This window comes from Terriglobia bacterium (assembly GCA_020073495.1).
GTDB lineage: Bacteria > Acidobacteriota > Terriglobia > Terriglobales > Acidobacteriaceae > JAIQFD01.
Window position 1 is genome coordinate 515776 of record JAIQFD010000004.1, and the last position, 16280, is coordinate 532055.

General features: G+C 61.8%; 15 protein-coding genes and 5 tRNA genes. 16 read left to right on the forward strand and 4 right to left on the reverse strand.

The window, feature by feature from the left end:
* Positions 1–1441: 1441 nt before the first annotated feature.
* From LAN37_12695 to LAN37_12710, 4 genes are all read right to left on the reverse strand, one after another.
* The gene (locus LAN37_12695) at positions 1442–1735 is read right to left on the reverse strand and encodes a hypothetical protein (GenBank protein MBZ5648071.1); all 294 of its coding nucleotides are present in this window, start codon (positions 1733–1735) and stop codon (positions 1442–1444) included.
* Between the two features lie 339 nt (positions 1736–2074).
* The gene (locus LAN37_12700) at positions 2075–2572 is read right to left on the reverse strand and encodes a hypothetical protein (protein ID MBZ5648072.1); all 498 of its coding nucleotides are present in this window, start codon (positions 2570–2572) and stop codon (positions 2075–2077) included.
* Positions 2573–2786: 214 nt separating this feature from the next.
* Entirely contained in the window at positions 2787–3236 is a 450-nt protein-coding gene (locus LAN37_12705; protein ID MBZ5648073.1) for a hypothetical protein, read from the reverse strand.
* 171 nt (positions 3237–3407) lie between these two features.
* A complete protein-coding gene (locus LAN37_12710; GenBank protein ID MBZ5648074.1) occupies positions 3408–4448 on the reverse strand; it encodes a DUF3352 domain-containing protein in 1041 nt (346 codons plus the stop codon).
* Between the two features lie 375 nt (positions 4449–4823).
* Here LAN37_12710 and LAN37_12715 point away from each other — a divergent pair.
* The 16 genes from LAN37_12715 (at position 4824) to rpoB (ending at position 16241) form a co-directional block, all read left to right on the forward strand.
* Positions 4824–4899 (forward strand) — tRNA-Thr (locus LAN37_12715).
* Between the two features lie 209 nt (positions 4900–5108).
* Positions 5109–5196 (forward strand) — tRNA-Tyr (locus LAN37_12720).
* Positions 5197–5205: 9 nt separating this feature from the next.
* Positions 5206–5397, forward strand: coding sequence for a hypothetical protein (locus LAN37_12725; protein ID MBZ5648075.1), 192 nt, complete (start codon positions 5206–5208; stop codon positions 5395–5397).
* A gap of 126 nt (positions 5398–5523) precedes the next feature.
* Positions 5524–5599, forward strand: a tRNA-Thr gene (locus tag LAN37_12730).
* 260 nt (positions 5600–5859) lie between these two features.
* Positions 5860–5934, forward strand: a tRNA-Gly gene (locus LAN37_12735).
* Positions 5935–5994: 60 nt separating this feature from the next.
* Positions 5995–6339 (forward strand): hypothetical protein, encoded by a 345-nt coding sequence (locus tag LAN37_12740; protein MBZ5648076.1) that lies wholly within the window; start codon positions 5995–5997, stop codon positions 6337–6339.
* A gap of 12 nt (positions 6340–6351) precedes the next feature.
* On the forward strand, positions 6352–7539 hold the full coding sequence (gene tuf / locus LAN37_12745; GenBank protein MBZ5648077.1) for an elongation factor Tu: 1188 nt from the start codon (positions 6352–6354) through the stop codon (positions 7537–7539).
* Between the two features lie 15 nt (positions 7540–7554).
* Positions 7555–7704, forward strand: coding sequence for a 50S ribosomal protein L33 (gene rpmG, locus LAN37_12750; GenBank protein ID MBZ5648078.1), 150 nt, complete (start codon positions 7555–7557; stop codon positions 7702–7704).
* Between the two features lie 9 nt (positions 7705–7713).
* Positions 7714–7789: transfer RNA gene (locus tag LAN37_12755), tRNA-Trp, on the forward strand.
* A gap of 42 nt (positions 7790–7831) precedes the next feature.
* Positions 7832–8098: a preprotein translocase subunit SecE gene (secE, locus tag LAN37_12760; protein ID MBZ5648079.1), complete on the forward strand. Its 267-nt coding sequence runs from the start codon at positions 7832–7834 to the stop codon at positions 8096–8098.
* 20 nt (positions 8099–8118) lie between these two features.
* On the forward strand, positions 8119–8802 hold the full coding sequence (gene nusG / locus LAN37_12765) for a transcription termination/antitermination protein NusG (protein ID MBZ5648080.1): 684 nt from the start codon (positions 8119–8121) through the stop codon (positions 8800–8802).
* Positions 8803–8953: 151 nt separating this feature from the next.
* Positions 8954–9385, forward strand: coding sequence for a 50S ribosomal protein L11 (gene rplK, locus LAN37_12770; GenBank protein ID MBZ5648081.1), 432 nt, complete (start codon positions 8954–8956; stop codon positions 9383–9385).
* A 122-nt stretch (positions 9386–9507) separates the two neighbouring features.
* Positions 9508–10215 carry a 50S ribosomal protein L1 gene (gene rplA / locus LAN37_12775; GenBank protein MBZ5648082.1) on the forward strand — a complete coding sequence of 236 codons (708 nt, stop codon included), beginning with the start codon at positions 9508–9510 and terminating at the stop codon, positions 10213–10215.
* Between the two features lie 92 nt (positions 10216–10307).
* Entirely contained in the window at positions 10308–10859 is a 552-nt protein-coding gene (gene rplJ / locus LAN37_12780) for a 50S ribosomal protein L10 (protein ID MBZ5648083.1), read from the forward strand.
* A gap of 181 nt (positions 10860–11040) precedes the next feature.
* Positions 11041–11421: a 50S ribosomal protein L7/L12 gene (gene rplL / locus LAN37_12785; GenBank protein ID MBZ5648084.1), complete on the forward strand. Its 381-nt coding sequence runs from the start codon at positions 11041–11043 to the stop codon at positions 11419–11421.
* 353 nt (positions 11422–11774) lie between these two features.
* Positions 11775–16241, forward strand: coding sequence for a DNA-directed RNA polymerase subunit beta (rpoB, locus tag LAN37_12790; GenBank protein MBZ5648085.1), 4467 nt, complete (start codon positions 11775–11777; stop codon positions 16239–16241).
* Positions 16242–16280: the final 39 nt, after the last annotated feature.

The following is a 16280-nucleotide window of genomic DNA, read 5'->3' on the forward strand; positions in this document are numbered from 1 at the left end:
AGTCAAACGGCGTACCTGAGAACCTGGGTTGAGAAATGGTCTTCCACGACCGCGGGATTTACCAGGACAGGCACGCGCGGAACTCATCATGGCCCGGAGATCTTCTCCACAAAGAGGCCGGATACATTTGCGCAGACTGAATTTCTTCCTTCAACGTTCACTCTTGCACTCGCGCGGCGGACCATACATTCTCAACAGTTACAGGTGGCGCAGAACCGCCCTGCCATCGACACTGGTGCCCGTCGTCAGGGTTGATCGGTGCGCCGTCCAGCCGCCCGATCGAGCAGGTCCGCGACGAGCGAAAGCGCATTACGCTGCTGCTCGGTGAGTCCCTTCCGCTCTGCAGCGATCTTCCGGAGAAGGCCAGTGTCGCGGGATGCCAGCGCCGCCTCGATACTGCTCTGGCCTGGCTTGTCGGGGGAGTCAATCACGTCGCTGCATTGTAATCGAGGATGACAGGTGTGATAGCTGCGGCGGGGGTGGAGCGCGCCAAAGGGAAAGCGATTGCTGGAAAACACATGGATGGACTGGAATTAGGCCGCAAGCCGCAGGGCTGGTCGTGCTTCCAATCAAGACCCGCAGTTCGCGGTGCCACCGCACAAACGGGTTTCGTTATCTGTTCTCGAAACACCGTGCCTTTCGGCCTAATTTCAGCGTGGATGTCGTCGCAATTCGGTGGCCAATCCTGCACGGTGGAGGTAAGTTGCGGCAGTGCTGAATGTTGCGAGATCTTTTGCTTAACACGGCTTCTGGCACCCGCAGGCAAATTGTGCAAAGGATTGCATCCCTGGGCGTGGCAATTTCCCCCATGACCGGATAGTCGGTGAGAAGGGGATTTCTCGCCAGCTATCGAATTTGGTTGGTTCAACTCGGAACCCAAGCGACTATGCTCTTACCCATGACCAGATACACGACAAAACAAGTTGCGAAGGCGGTTGGAGTCGGCTACCAGACATTGCTTCGATGGCTATATGCGAAGAGAATTCCGGAACCGCAACGCATTATTTATGGCGGACAGAAGCTTCGGCTTTGGGCCAAGCAAGACATTGCCATAGCCCGAAAGTTCAAGGCGGCACACTACCAGGCCCATCGCAGCAGGAAGCACAAGCCGAAGCGGAAGACGCTCTAACATCGTCAATGCCAGAGCAGGGCATGGCCAAAGAACGGCTGTAAGGGCCTCGGAATCCATGACGCATTACACGGGCGAAACGTGAATCAACTTGAGACAACTGGCGAGAAGGGGATTTCACGACAACTAATGCTCTCCAATAACTCAGCCGGCCTCCGCTGATCGGAGCGTTGCGGACATTGGCGAGAAAAGGGTTTCTCACAACTCTCGGCCTGAAATCAGCGTATCGCGCCGCAGACTGATGCCATGCCGACTTATCAACACGCAGATTCGGTTGCCGCATCGCTTGTACGTGGCAGGCGACCTCTCGGCCTAAAGATTGAGAAAGAAAACGGGTGCAAGTGCTGCGAGCGCGGCACCGGCTTGCAGCGCAAGTATGTGCAGCGCCTGTCTTGGCGTCCGCGGTAGCCACTTGATCGCGAAGAACGCCACGATCGGCACCTGTGCAATCATGAGCAGCTGAAAGATATGGGCAGCAGTGCCCTCATCAGCCTCACGGACAGCCACGAACATAGCAACGTGACCAAGCACCGTGGCTAGGGCGGCGAACGACATTGCCACTGGAAGCCAGGCGCTGGGCTGTTTCAATGGTGTTGCAGTGTTCATTCGACAGCCTCCACAATGGCTTCGGGTCCCGCCTCACGAGTAGGCGCAGATATTTTTCGATTGCAAAGAACGTTGCCGTGTAGAGCATGTCAGAAACGCGGCCGCTTTGCTAGGGTCCTACGTTTTCTGGAAGGGGTGATGACTGGCGAGAACAGGCCTTCTCACCTGTTACGCCCCAACCCCGTATCGCTGGTAAGAAGGGGATTTTCCAATAGTTATCGCGGAGTGGCGTTGGCACACGGGCTATTCAGGGGATGACACTCCAGCTATAGATTTGCCGATCCCGGAAGATCGCCACGCTGAGCCCGTTCATAGCGCACGCTATTCTGACGTCCGGCGCTAACCACCGACTCGAACGATATCCAGCGTGCCGCCGGTCAGGTACCGCTGGTCACACAGCACGGCCCCGTCGAGGCCACCGCAAGTGGTGAGGTAGACGAGGGCGCCGCTGAACTCGTAATGCCCTGGTTTCTTCGGCGGGGCCGAAAGATCCCCGATCAGGCGCTGCAATACTATCGTTACGCCCAACTTCGTCATCCCCGGACAATTGAGATAAATATGCAACCGGCTCGCGGCATAGATCTGGGGTTTGGGATCCTTGGGAAACCCGACTCTGCATGGGTTTGAAAGGATCTCCACATCGGCCAAGGGGACGCCGCTGTCCTCGGTGGCGATGGCCGGAACGGTGAAGTGGAAACTCGCCGTTTTCATCACCTCGGGAATCTCTTTCCACACGACGGTGTACTGGTAACCCTTGGCGGGAGGCGCGGCCTGTGTCGGGGACGAGATGCACAGCAAGAGTAGAGCGGAAGTGATCCAAGCCATCTTGTGTTTCACGCAATCCTCCGGGGAACTCGCGCGTCGCTCCAGCATTCCACTGAACGAACTGCACGCCGTAATATAACGCGGAAAAACATAGGCCCGAACCGGCTTACTGTTGAGAACAGCCCTTCTCACCAGTTACGCGCGAATTCTCGACAACCCAGAGTGGGATCACAGCTCCCGCTCGTTCATGTAACGAAACGGGCTGTGCTGCAAACATCGCACTCTTTCATTGGCAGCTCGGGAGTATGAGGTCCGGATTAGTGTTGAGCAGAAACGAAGTGAGAATCCAATCTTGCTCGGCTCGGTAAACCAAGAACTTGGCAAAAACTGGGCCCTTCTCAAAGTTGATGTTTAAGTAAATAACCCGAGTGTTTGATGAAAGGTTTTTTGACCGGATCAACTGGAAGCCCTTGAATGGCCCGTAGAAATCTTGAATTTGCCGCAAGACGTTAGCCTGGCTGAGTACCTCCTTGCTTCCCTCAATGGGGCTGCCTTTAATCCAAGCCTTGACCGCTGCCTCCGGCCCTTCGGCTTTGTACGCTGCAATGCCAGAAAGAATGATTTTCGGAAGCTCGTCAGCGCCAGTCTCAGGGGAGGCCGCTCGTAGCAATGGGACGAACGTGACGAGCAACAATCCTATCGTTACAAGGTATTTGTCTCTTACTGGGTCCATCATGGTCAATCCTCCAGTCGAATGCGCGCAATTCGCATCTGAATCATATCCGTGCATCAAATGCAAAGCCAACACATGCTTTTCGTAGCGGGTCCGACGGACCGGCCTTTCGGGCACCGTCCCAAAGAGACGAGGTTAACTGTTGAGAACAACCCTTCTCACCAGTTACGCAATCTACTTCCGTCTCTTCTTCTTCGGCGCGGGTGGCGGTGCGGGTGCCGGGACCGGCGCGGTCATCTGCTCCGTCGGCGGCTCGGTCAACACCTTCTTGACGAAGCCGGGCGGCAACGTGGCGGTCAGGATGACGCGGTCGTCATGCTGCGCGACCTGGATGCTGTCAAAGAAGGCCTTGACGTCGGGGTCGCTCCCGCTCGGCTTCACGCTCGATTCGGCCCCGGTGAACATCGCCAGCAGGATCTGAAGATTGGCTGCGATGTTCTTCGCCTGCTGCTCGCTGGCGGCGAACGCTTCCATCTTTAGGCGGGCCGATCCCGTGTAGCGCACCGACGCCACCACCGTGGATCCGCCGACAAGGCCCCCGATCATGGGGATGTCGAGGCCCTTCGAGGGCAATTGCCCCAGGCCGCTGCTGCCCACGTTCCCGATGAACCATGCCAGGCTGCCGAAAAGCACGTCGTGGTAGTGCTCCCGTACCAGAGCCGGGCCGCCGCGCGGCACCGCCGACGACCGGTAGTGGTCGATGATCTCGTGGATCGCCGCCGGGTTTTCCAGATTCGAGACCGCCACCTGGTCCAGCCCCAGGATCGCCACCCGAACCGTGCGGCCCTCGTGCGGGATGGAGTAGATCGTGGTTTCGCGGTAATTCTCCACGCCCTGGGCCAGCTTCTTGAAGTACGCTTCGGCCCGGCTGCCATCGAACCGCCCCACCAGGATTTCGGAGTAGCGCGTCTGCCCGCCTGCGGCCCCCGGGCCGTGCACCGCGAATGCCGCCTGGTCCAGGTCGCGCTCGAACTCGAAGCCGGTCTCGCGCACGAACTGCTCGTACTCCGGCTCCCGCGGCGTGGTCGTCTTTTTCAGCACGCCCGCCATGCGCAGCGGCTTCAGATTGAGGTACAGGACGCCGTCTTCGACCTCGGGCAGCAGCCGCACCGCATCCGGCGGTGCGTGCTTGCGCAGCCAGATGGCCACCCCGATGGCCGCCCCGATCAGCAGCACGATGACCGCGATCAGCAACTTCCGTCGCCGTCTCAGCATGCGGTCCTCCGGCGGGTTCCATCCCTTGGGTGGGGCGAGCTTAGCTCAGCGGGTCGGTCGAGGGGCATGCAGATTCCAGCAAAAGAATGCTCCCGCCGGCAAGAAATCGGGTACAATTTCATTCTGGCAGCGGAATCATAGCATCCCGCCCGGGCTAGCTCGGGCGGACGCCATTCCGTAAGAATTACCACCGACCATCCGAAGGAATTCGTGTGCGGCAGCTTGCACGTTAGTTGCCGTTCGTGCTAACTTTTATACTTTGCTTCGGCTTAGCCGGAGCTTCCCGGGCGTGGGAGTGCGCGTTCGGGGCGGGAGCGGCGCGGGGTCTCCAGCGCGAGTATCTTTTCCGCGATGGGGTGCTGGCCAAAAGGTTTTGCTGGCGTAGCTCAGCTGGTAGAGCATCTGATTTGTAATCAGAGGGTCAGGGGTTCGAATCCCTTCGCCAGCTCCAACAGAACGGGCTCCGGAGCGGCGGTCCGGAGCAGCCACGGTAGCAGCGACAACTCGTCACGAGGTTTCACTCCACTCGATCTCCGATGGCTTTACCTGTGCGCGAGTGTGCGCGTGCGGTGGTTCGAGACTGTCGCTACTTTGTACCGCGGCCGATTGACAACTGGTAGGCACTGGGCGCGATCGAGTCGAGCAAGCTCGGTTCAATGTGGACAGGTGGCCGAGCGGTTAATGGCAGCAGACTGTAAATCTGCCGCTCCTTGGAGCTACGGAGGTTCGAATCCTCCCCTGTCCACCAGAGTTTTTCATGGGTACTCATAAGCTGTACGTCGCGCTGGTCGCGTTTGCTGTGCTTGGATTGCTGGCGTGGCAAACGCTGCCGGACGAGCGCATCCGCTGGGTGGCGTGGGCGGTCTTGGGGCTGTTCACGGTCCGCACCTTGGTCCACTGGCGGCGCGAACAGCAGGCAGTGCACAAGAGCGATTCGGAGTTTCAGTAGCCGATGTAGCTCAGTTGGTAGAGCACTCCCTTGGTAAGCGTCGCCGCAGCCGCGAAGCGGCGTTGCGGCGACACAGAAACAAAGACGTCACCAGTTCTGGTGACCGGGAGTGAGCAGGGTTGCGAAGCCGATGTAGCTCAGTTGGTAGAGCACTCCCTTGGTAAGGGAGAGGTCACCAGTTCAATCCTGGTCATCGGCTCCAGGGTTTTGGCGAGTAGCTCAGTTGGTAGAGCACTCCTTTGGTAAGCGTCGCCGCAGCCGCGAAGCGGCGTTGCGGCGACAAGGAAAAGAGCGGTCACCAGTTCATGTTTTTGTCCTGGTCATCGGCTCCAGAGATTTGGGCGGTGGAGAGAGGGCGGGAGTAACTCGAGGCGTCTAGCGGGCGTGAGCGAGGCGGAGCCGAGCGGGAGCCCGCTGCCGAGATCCTGAGGCCGAAGGCCGAAGGATCTCTAGCAGGGAAGAGCGGGAGTAACTCAGTGGTAGAGTCACAGCCTTCCAAGCTGTTGGTCGCGGGTTCGATTCCCGTCTCCCGCTCCAGAGATCGGAAATAGCGAAAGAAGTGGCGAAATAGGCGAAGGCGGCGCGGCGAAACAGGGCATGGCTCAGGCGACATTCCAGCAGGCCGGCATACCCATCGAAAAGGGAGCCGAGTTCGAGGAGCTGAAGTCCGGCATCCAGCGGGTTTTTTCGCCCGCGGTGGTCGAGCAGTTCTTCAGGAAACTGGAGAGCAAGGGCATCCGTATCCGGGAGTTCGAGAAGGTTCTCGACAAGAAGCTCCTGGAACAGTTCGATTCGCAGCTCAAGCAGAAGGGCGCGCGCAAGCTGTACGACGTGCTCAGCGTCGGGGACCAGGGCCAGATGCGCGAGCTGTACCTCCGCACGCTGGAGCAGGTAGACGACGGGCTCCGCACGAAGTTTTACAAGATCTACGTCATGTACTGAGGAACGGCACTTATGGCGAAAGAGAAATTTGACCGCAGCAAGCCGCACGTGAACGTAGGGACGATCGGGCACATCGATCACGGCAAGACGACGTTGACGGCGGCGATCACGAAGGTATTGGGCAAGGCGAACCCGAAGGTGAAGTTCCGCTCCTTCGATTCCATCGACAACGCGCCAGAGGAGAAGGCGCGGGGGATCACCATCGCCACGGCGCACGTGGAGTACGAGACGGCGAACCGGCACTACGCGCACGTGGACTGCCCCGGTCACGCCGACTACATCAAGAACATGATCACGGGGGCGGCGCAGATGGACGGAGCCATCCTGGTGGTGGCGGCGACCGACGGACCGATGCCGCAGACCCGGGAGCACGTGCTGCTGGCGCGCCAGGTGGGCGTGCCCTATGTGCTGGTGTTCCTGAACAAGTGCGACGCGGTGGACGACCCGGAACTGCTGGACCTGGTGGAGCTGGAGGTGCGCGACCTGCTGAAGGGCTACGGCTTCCCGGGCGACGACCTGCCGGTGATCCGGGGGTCGGCCTTGGGCGCGCTGAACGGGGAAGAGAAGTGGGAGAAGCAGATCGGCGCGCTGATGGAGGCGGTGGACAAGTACGTGCCGCTGCCGCTGCGCGAGGTGGACAAGCCCTTCCTGATGCCCATCGAGGACATCTTCTCGATCTCGGGGCGCGGCACGGTGGTCACCGGGCGCATCGAGCGGGGCAAGGTGAAGGTGGGCGAAGAAGTGGAGATCGTGGGCTTCCGCGAGACCCGCAAGACGGTGGTGACGGGCGTGGAGATGTTCAAGAAGCAGCTGGACGAGGGCATGGCGGGAGACAACGCCGGCCTGCTGCTCAGGGGCATCGGCAAGGACGAAGTGGAGCGCGGCATGGTGATCGCCAAGCCGGGCTCGATCACGCCGCACACCAAGTTCAAGGCCGAGGTCTACGTTCTGAGCAAGGAAGAGGGCGGGCGGCACACGCCGTTCTTCAAAGGCTACCGGCCGCAGTTCTACTTCCGGACCACGGACGTGACGGGAGTGGCGGAGCTGCCGAGTGGGACGGAGATGGTGATGCCGGGGGACAACGTGGCGCTGGTGGTGGAGCTGATCACGCCGGTGGCCATGGAGAAGGGATTGCGGTTCGCGATCCGCGAGGGCGGACGCACGGTCGGCGCCGGCACCATCGCCGAGATCATCCAGTAGAGGAAGCAGGGAGTCATGCGAGAGATCGTCACGTTGCAGTGCGCGGAGTGCAAGAACCGGAACTACTCGACGACCAAGAACAAGAAGACCACGCCGGACCGTCTCGAGTTCTCCAAGTTCTGCCGCAAGTGCCGCAAGCACACGCCGCACAAGGAAGTGAAGTGAGCAGGGGACAGGGGCGTAAGCTCAACGGTTAAACTGCCGGTCTCCAAAACCGGACTTGGGGGTTCGAATCCCTCCGCCCCTGCCAGGATCAGCGGTCAGGAGTCGGGAGTGAGGAGTCAGTGAAGGAATGGCGAAGTCAATAACGGCACAGATGACAGAGAACGGGATCGGCGCAAGCATCAAGTCGTGGCCGCAGCGGATCAAGGGCTTTTACACCGACGTTCGCATGGAGATGAAGAAGGTCACGACGCCCTCGTTGAAAGAGGTGCGCGCGACCAGCATCGTGGTGATCGTGGCGGTGTTCCTGTTCGGCCTGTACTTCTTCCTGATCGACAACGGGATCAGTTTCGTGATCAACCGGATCATCAGGTACGGGCAGACGCTGGTCCGCTAACGGAGCCGAGAAACGAGTTTATGGATACGGAAGAGAGAAAAGAAGCCGCGGCCCCCGAGAACGGGGCGCCTCCCGCCGGCGCCGAGGGCGCAGGCGAAGGCGCTGCAGCCGCACCGGGCGAAGGGGCGCAGGCCCCGCCCGTGAACCCGAACATGAAGTGGTACATCATCCACACCTATTCGGGGTTCGAGCGGAAGGTGCGGGAGTCGCTGGAGTCGCGCATCCAGGCGTTCGGCCTGCAGGAGAAGATCGGGCGGGTGCTCATCCCCACCGAGCCGGTGACCGAGGTGCGCGGAGGCAAGAAGTACACCACCGAACGGATGTTCTATCCCGGTTACGTGCTGGTAGAGATGGACCTGACGGGCTTCCGGAGCGGCGGCGAGGGCGACCAGGTGTGGCACGTGGTGAAATCGACGCCGCGCGTCACCGGCTTCGTGGGGACGGCGAACGACCCGACCCCGCTGAGCGACGAAGAAGTCAACCACATCGTCTACCGCGTCAACATCGGCAAGGACAAGCCCAAGCTCAAGGTCAAGTTCGAGAAGAACGAATCGGTACGGATCACCGAGGGCCCGTTCGCGACGTTCACCGGAGTGGTGGACGAGGTGAACGAGGACCGCGAGACGCTGAAGGTGATGGTGACGATCTTCGGGCGGAGCACCCCGGTGGAGCTGGAATTCGGGCAGGTGGAGAAGGTTGCTTAAGAGTAGTCAGTAGCCGGCAGCTAGTAGCTAGGCAAGAAAACAGTCCCGAAAAGCCGAGACCGAAAATCCTAGGCTCGGGATCGGGACGGGGAAAGCAGGTCCCTCACCGCTAAGGCGGTTCGGGATGACACAAAGGAAAAGGTAAACAGGAATGGCGAAGAAGGTAACAGGGCAGGTGAAGTTGCAGATCGCGGCGGGGAAGGCGACCCCGGCGCCGCCCGTGGGCCCAGCCCTGGGCCAGGCGCAGATCAATATCATGGAGTTCTGCAAGCAGTTCAACGCCCGGACCAACGCGCGCGAGCTGGATGGGCTGATCATCCCGGTGGTGGTGTCGGTCTATAGCGACCGGTCGTTCACCTTCATCACGAAGACGCCGCCGGCATCGATCCTGCTGAAGCGCGCGGCCGGCATCGCCAAGGGGTCGGGAGCGCCCAACAAAGAGAAGGTGGGCAAGGTCACCGAGAAGCAGGTCGAGGAGATCGCCAAGCAGAAGATGCCGGACCTGAATGCGGCGTCGTTAGATGCAGCCGTGAAGAGCGTGAAGGGAACGGCGCGGTCGATGGGCATCGAGGTGACGGCGTAAGGAAAGCAGGTCCCTCACGGCTGAAAGCCGTTCGGGATGACACTGCTGAAGGGTTTGGAAGCAAGTCGAGATGACCACGGCACGCGGAATAATGCGGGGCGGTGGGAGACGGAGAGCAAGAAATGAGAAAAGCGGGGAAGAACATCACGAAGGCGAGGCAGGCGGTGGAGAGGCGGCCGTACGTGCTCAGCGAAGCCGTGCCTCTGCTACAGAAGGTCAAGTTCGCGAAGTTCGACGAGACGGTGGAAGTGACGCTGCGTCTGGGTGTCGATCCGAAACACGCGGACCAGATGGTGCGGGGCACGGTGGTGCTGCCGCACGGGCTGGGCAAGTCGAAGAAAGTCCTGGTCATCTGCGGAGCCGACAAAGCGAAGGAAGCCGAGGCGGCGGGCGCCGACATCGTGGGCGGGGAAGATATGGTGGAGAAGATCCAGAAGGAGAACTGGACCGACTACGACGCCGTGGTGGCCACCCCCGACATGATGAAGTCGGTGGGCAAGCTGGGCAAAGTGCTGGGCCCGCGAGGCCTGATGCCCAACCCGAAGACGGGGACGGTGACCTTCGACGTGGCGCGCGCGGTGCAGGAAGTGAAGGCGGGCAAGGTCGAGTTCCGCACCGACAAGACGGCGCTGGTGCACGTGCCGGTGGGCAAGATGTCGTTCGCCGCGGAGAAGTTGATCGAGAACGCGATGACGGTGATCACGAGCATCATCAAGGCGAAGCCGGTAGCGGCCAAGGGCAAGTACATCAAGGGGGCGACACTCTCCTCGAGCATGGGTCCCGGGATCCAGATCGATGTGGCGCCGGTCGAGGCAGCGGCCAAGGCGTAAGAATCGCCGGGATCGGGTGATCGCCGGGAGCGCCGGGATCGCCGAAAGGAATTGAACGGCGGCGGGACGCCGCCGACACAAAGGAACTGACAATGGCGGTCACGAAAGCGAAGAAGATCGAGCAGGCAGAGGAGTTGGGCAAGGAGCTCAGCGGCGCCGAGACAGCAGTACTGGCGACGTTCTCGAAGCTGAAGGCGGCGCAGGCCGAGGAGCTGCGCAAGACCATCCGAGGCGCGGGTGCGAAGTACCGCGTGGTGAAGAACACGCTGGCCACGCGCGCGGCCAAAGGCACCAAGGTGGAGGAGGCGCTGAAGGGTCTGAAGGGCGTGACCTCGATCGCCTACACCTCGGGCGACCCGGTGGCGCTGGCCAAGGCGCTGCAGAAGTACGCCAAGGACAATCCGGAGGTCAGCTTCAAGGCGGTGGTGCTGGAAGGCAAGGTGATGCCGCCGAAGACGCTGGACAACTTGGCCACCATGCCGTCGCGCGAAGAAGTCTTCTCCAAGCTGCTCTTCCTGATCAACGCTCCGGCGCAGCGGCTGGTGACGGTGATGAACGCCGTTGGGCGCGACGTGGCCGTCGTGATCAACCAGGGAGTGAAGGAGAAAAAGTTCAAGGAGGCGGCGGAAGCCGCGTCCGCGTAGTACTCGGTACTCAGTACTCAGTCAGGTTCAGCCAGTTTGCGGGTGCGGTGAGCTGGCGAAGGGTTCGGTTATCGGTTGGCACGTGTTCCGCGGCCTATTGTCTGGTAGGCGGTGGACTGGAAACGGCGTCAGCAGATAACGATTCAGCACAATCGATAACGAAGGATTAGGAGAACAGACAATGGCGGATCTGCAGCAGTTGGAAGAACAGATTGTAGGGCTGAGCCTGTTGGACGCGGCGCAGCTCGTGAAGAAGCTCGAGGAGCGTCTCGGCGTCTCGGCAGCGGCGGCGGCCCCGGTGATGGTGGCGGGCGGCGGCGCGGCAGCGGCAGCGGCCCCGGCGGAAGAGAAGACCGAGTTCGCGGTCGTCCTGAAGGAAGTGGGCGCAAACAAGATCAACGTGATCAAGGCCGTCCGCGAAGTCACCAGCCTGGGCCTGAAGGAAGCCAAGGACCTGGTGGATGGCGCCCCCAAGACAGTGAAAGAGGGCGTCTCCAAGGATGAGGCCGAGACGATCAAGAAGAAGTTCACGGAAGCTGGAGCGACGGTCGAGGTGAAGTGACCGCGTTGGGCGGGCGTTTGAGCCCGCCGCGGTCATCCTGGGCGCCTTTGGCGCGAAGGATCGCACAGCAGGCGAACTCTGAATCCGTGGAGGTGGCGAGGACGTCTAATCCTTACCGCCTTCACACAAGATTTTTCGTGCCGGCCTCACCGCCGGCAAGGGCAGGCCAGCACACACGGCGCGGAAACACACAATTGAATCAAGGCTGAGCGCCTGGAACGGCGCCTACGGGGAGATATGTCTCCGCAGGCGCGAGTGCTTTTTCCTGTAGTTTCACCGGGCTGCGACGGCCGGTTCGTCCTGGCGAGAGACAGGACCTGGTCCCGCAAGGGGACACAACTTAGGAGTAAGGAATGCCGAACAAAAGCAACGTCTTCCGCAAGCGGCTCGATTTTTCCAAGATCCCGGCGACCATCCAGATCCCGAACCTGATCGAGGTGCAAAAGCGCTCCTACGATCACTTTCTGCAGATGGATCGGCTGCCCAGCGAGCGCGACGATGCGGGATTGCAGGCGGTCTTCCAGTCCGTTTTCCCCATCGAGGATTTCCGCAAGGTGTCGGAACTCCAGTTCGTGGACTATGCCATCGGGAACTGGGAGTGCAAGTGCGGCCACCTGAAGGGGCTGCACCACCTGCGCACCACCTGCCGGAACTGCGGCTCGACGGTGATCACCGACCCGTTCCACCCGGGCGAGGTGCTGTGCACCAAGTGCGGGACCTACAACGCCAACACACCGGACTTCTGCAACAAGTGCGGCGACCCGGTGGGCCTGCAACTGAAGTACGACGTGACCGAGTGCGAAGAGCGCGGCATGACCTACTCCGCGCCGCTGAAGGTCACCATCCGCCTGACCATCTTCGAAAAGGACCCGGAGACCGGCAACAAGTCGATCCGCGACATCAAGGAGCAGGAAGTCTTCTTCGGCGACATCCCGCTGATGACGCAGAACGGCACGTTCATCATCAACGGCACGGAGCGCGTGATCGTCAGCCAGTTGCACCGCTCGCCGGGAGTGTTCTTCGAGACCGCCAACAACCGGACTTACTTCCTGGGCAAGATCATCCCCTACCGCGGGAGCTGGGTGGAATTCGAGTACGACCAGAAGAACATCCTGTACGTTCGCATCGACCGCAAGCGGAAGTTCCTGGGCACCATCTTCCTGCGCGCGCTGGGGCTGCGCTCGGATGAGGACATCCTGCGCACGTTCTACACGGTGGACAAGATCGCGCTGAAGGAAAAGAAGCTCTATTGGACGCTGGAGCCGGGCGTGGAGCGGGCGACGAACCTGCTGGGGCTGAAGCTGGCGCACAGCATCAAGTCGAAGTCGGGCGAGGAGATCGCGCACTCTGGCCGCAAGATCACGCCCGCCATCCTGAAAGAGATCCAGAAGGCGAAGCTCACCGAGGTCGAGGTGGACGCGACCGACCTGGAAGGCGCGTACACCGCGGCCGACATCGTGGACACGAACACGGGCGAGGTCCTGCTGGAGTCGAATTCGGAGATCACGGCCGACAAGCTGGCCAAGCTGATGGACGCCGGCATCGCCGAGATCCACGTGTTCTTCCCCGAGCGCGACGACGTGGGCACGGTGCTGTCGGCGACCCTGCGCCGCGACAACGTCAAGACGCCGCAGGAAGCGCTGATCGAGATCTACCGCAAGCTGCGGCCGGGCGACCCGCCAACGCTGGACACCGCGACCTCGCTCTTCCACGGCATGTTCTTCGATCCGCGGAAGTACGACTTCTCTCGCGTGGGCCGGCTGAAGTTCAACATCAAGCTGTTCGAGAAGAACGACGCCACGAACCTGGACAACCGCACGCTGGAGCCCGAGGACTTTTACGGGACGATCCGCTACCTGCTGAAGCTGCGCAAGAGCATCGGCACCGTGGACGACATCGATCACCTGGGCAACCGCCGCGTGCGCGCGGTGGGCGAGCTGCTGGAGAACCAGTTCCGCATCGGCCTGGTGCGCATGGAACGCGCCATCAAGGAAAAGATGAGCGTGTACCAGGAGATGTCGACGGCCATGCCGCACGACCTGGTGAACGCCAAGCCGGTGATGGCGGCGATCCGCGAGTTCTTCGGGAGCTCGCAGCTCTCGCAGTTCATGGACCAGACCAACCCGCTGTCGGAGATCACGCACAAGCGGCGCCTCTCCGCGCTGGGTCCGGGCGGGTTGAGCCGCGAGCGCGCGGGATTCGAGGTGCGAGACGTGCACCCGACGCACTACGGGCGCATCTGCCCCATCGAGACGCCGGAAGGCCCGAACATCGGCCTGATCTCGTCGCTGTCGTGCTACGCGCGGATCAATGACTACGGGTTCATCGAGTCGCCGTACCGGCGGGTGAAGTCCGGACGCGTGCTCGACTTCGTGACCGTCGTGAACGCGGGCGACAGCGATCACCGCGTGGGCGACCACATCGAGAAGCACGACGTGCAGAAGTCCAACGCCGACCTGAAGGAACGGCGGCGCCGGCAGATCGATTTCGAGCCGTACTCCTTCTACCTTTCCGCGTGGGAGGAGGACCGGCACGTGATCGCGCAGGCGAACGTGGAGCTGGACGACAAGGGCAAGGTGGTCGCCGAGCTGGTGAACGCGCGCAAGGCAGGCAACTTCGTGCTGGTGCCGCGGGACGAGGTGGACTACATCGACGTCAGCCCGAAGCAACTGGTGAGCGTGGCGGCGTCGCTGGTGCCGTTCCTGGAGCATGACGACGCGAACCGCGCATTGATGGGCGCGAACATGCAGCGCCAGTCGGTGCCGCTGCTGCGGGCGGAAGCGCCGCTGGTGGGCACGGGCATGGAAGGCGTAACGGCGCGCGATTCGGGCGCGGTGGTGCTGGCGCGGCGCGCCGGCATCGTGGATTCGGTGGACTCCGAGCGCGTGATCGTGCGCGTCGAGGGCGAGCACCATCCGGGGCAGCTCTCCCGCGAGGTGGGCAGCGACATCTACACGCTGACCAAGTTCAAGCGCTCCAACCAGAACACCTGCATCAACCAGAAGCCGATCGTGAAGAAAGGTCAGCGCGTGGCCAAGGGACACGTGGTGGCCGACGGCCCGTGCACCGATCACGGAGAGCTGGCGCTGGGCCGCAACGTGCTGGTCGCCTTCATGCCGTGGCGCGGCTACAACTTCGAGGACGCGATCCTGGTCTCGGAAAAACTGGTGAAAGAGGACTACTACACTTCGATCCACATCGAAGAGTTCGAGATCGAGGCGCGCGACACGAAGCTGGGACCGGAAGAGATCACGCGCGACATCCCGAACGTGAGCGAGTCGGCGCTGCGCGACCTGGACGAGAGCGGCATCATCCGCATCGGCGCGACGGTGAAGGCGGGCGACATCCTGGTGGGCAAGGTCACGCCCAAGGGCGAGACCCAGCTCACGCCGGAAGAGAAGCTGCTGCGCGCCATCTTCGGCGAGAAGGCCGGGGACGTGCGCGACGCGTCGCTGACCTGCCCGCCGGGCATCGAGGGCACGATCGTGGACGTGAAGATCTTCTCCCGCAAGGGGCAGGAGAAGGACGAGCGCGCCAAGTCGATCGAGGCGATGCAGGTCGAGAAGCTGGAGAAGAACCTCTCGGACGAGATCCGGATCCTGACCGACGAGCGGTTGAAGCGCCTGGAAGCGATCCTGGGCAACAAGGAAGTGCAGGCCGACCTGCACGACGAGCGCACCAACAAGCGCCTGCTGACCAAGGGGACGGTGCTGGACCGGGAGACCATCGAGCGCATCTCGACGCGCAACCTGAAGCGCATCAAGTTCGCGGACAAAGACCCGCGGGTCAACGAGCAGATCGACGAGATCGAGGAGATGACCTCGCGGCAGATCGACGTGCTGCGCAAGATCGTCAACGAGAAGATCGCGAAGCTGCAAAAGGGCGATGAGTTGCCGCCGGGCGTCATCAAGCTGGTGAAGGTGTACATCGCCATGAAGCGCAAGCTGAGCGTGGGCGACAAGATGGCGGGCCGTCACGGGAACAAGGGCGTGATCGCGCGCATCCTGCCGGACGAGGACATGCCGTACCTGTCGGACGGCACGCCGGTGGAGATCGTGCTGAACCCGCTGGGCGTCCCCAGCCGCATGAACGTGGGACAGATCCTGGAAACGCATCTGGGTTGGGCGGGCCACGAGCTGGGCGCGCGCATCAGCCGTCTGATGAAGGAGAACTCGCGCGCGGAGATGATCCGGCGCGAACTGAAGAACATCTTCAAGGGCACGCCGTTCGTGGACGAACTCGCCGACTTGGACGACGACCAGGTGGAATCCATCGGCAAGGGCATGGAGAAGGGCGCCTACTTCGCATCGCCGGTGTTCGACGGCGCGAAAGAGCACGAGATCAAGGCGCTGCTGGAAGAGGCGGGGCTGCCGACGTCGGGCAAGACGGACCTCTACGACGGCATGACGGGCGAGAAGTTCGAACAGCCGGTCACCGTGGGCTACATCTACATGCTCAAGCTGTCGCACCTGGTGGACGACAAGATCCACGCCCGGTCCATCGGCCCGTACTCGCTGATCACGCAGCAGCCGCTGGGCGGCAAGGCGCAGTTCGGCGGACAGCGCTTCGGGGAAATGGAAGTCTGGGCGCTGGAAGCCTACGGCGCGGCGTACATCCTGCAAGAGCTGCTGACCGCCAAGTCCGACGACGTGTATGGCCGCACGAAGATCTACGAGGCCATCGTCAAGGGCGAGGCGGCGATCGAGCCGGGTGTGCCGGAGTCGTTCAACGTGCTCATCCGCGAGCTGCAGTCGCTGTGCCTGGACGTGGAGCTGATCATCACGCAGAAGAAACCGGCGGCGCCGGCAGCGGCGGATTAGCCGAGGGTCGCCCGTCGGCAGCGACGGACGACCCGGACA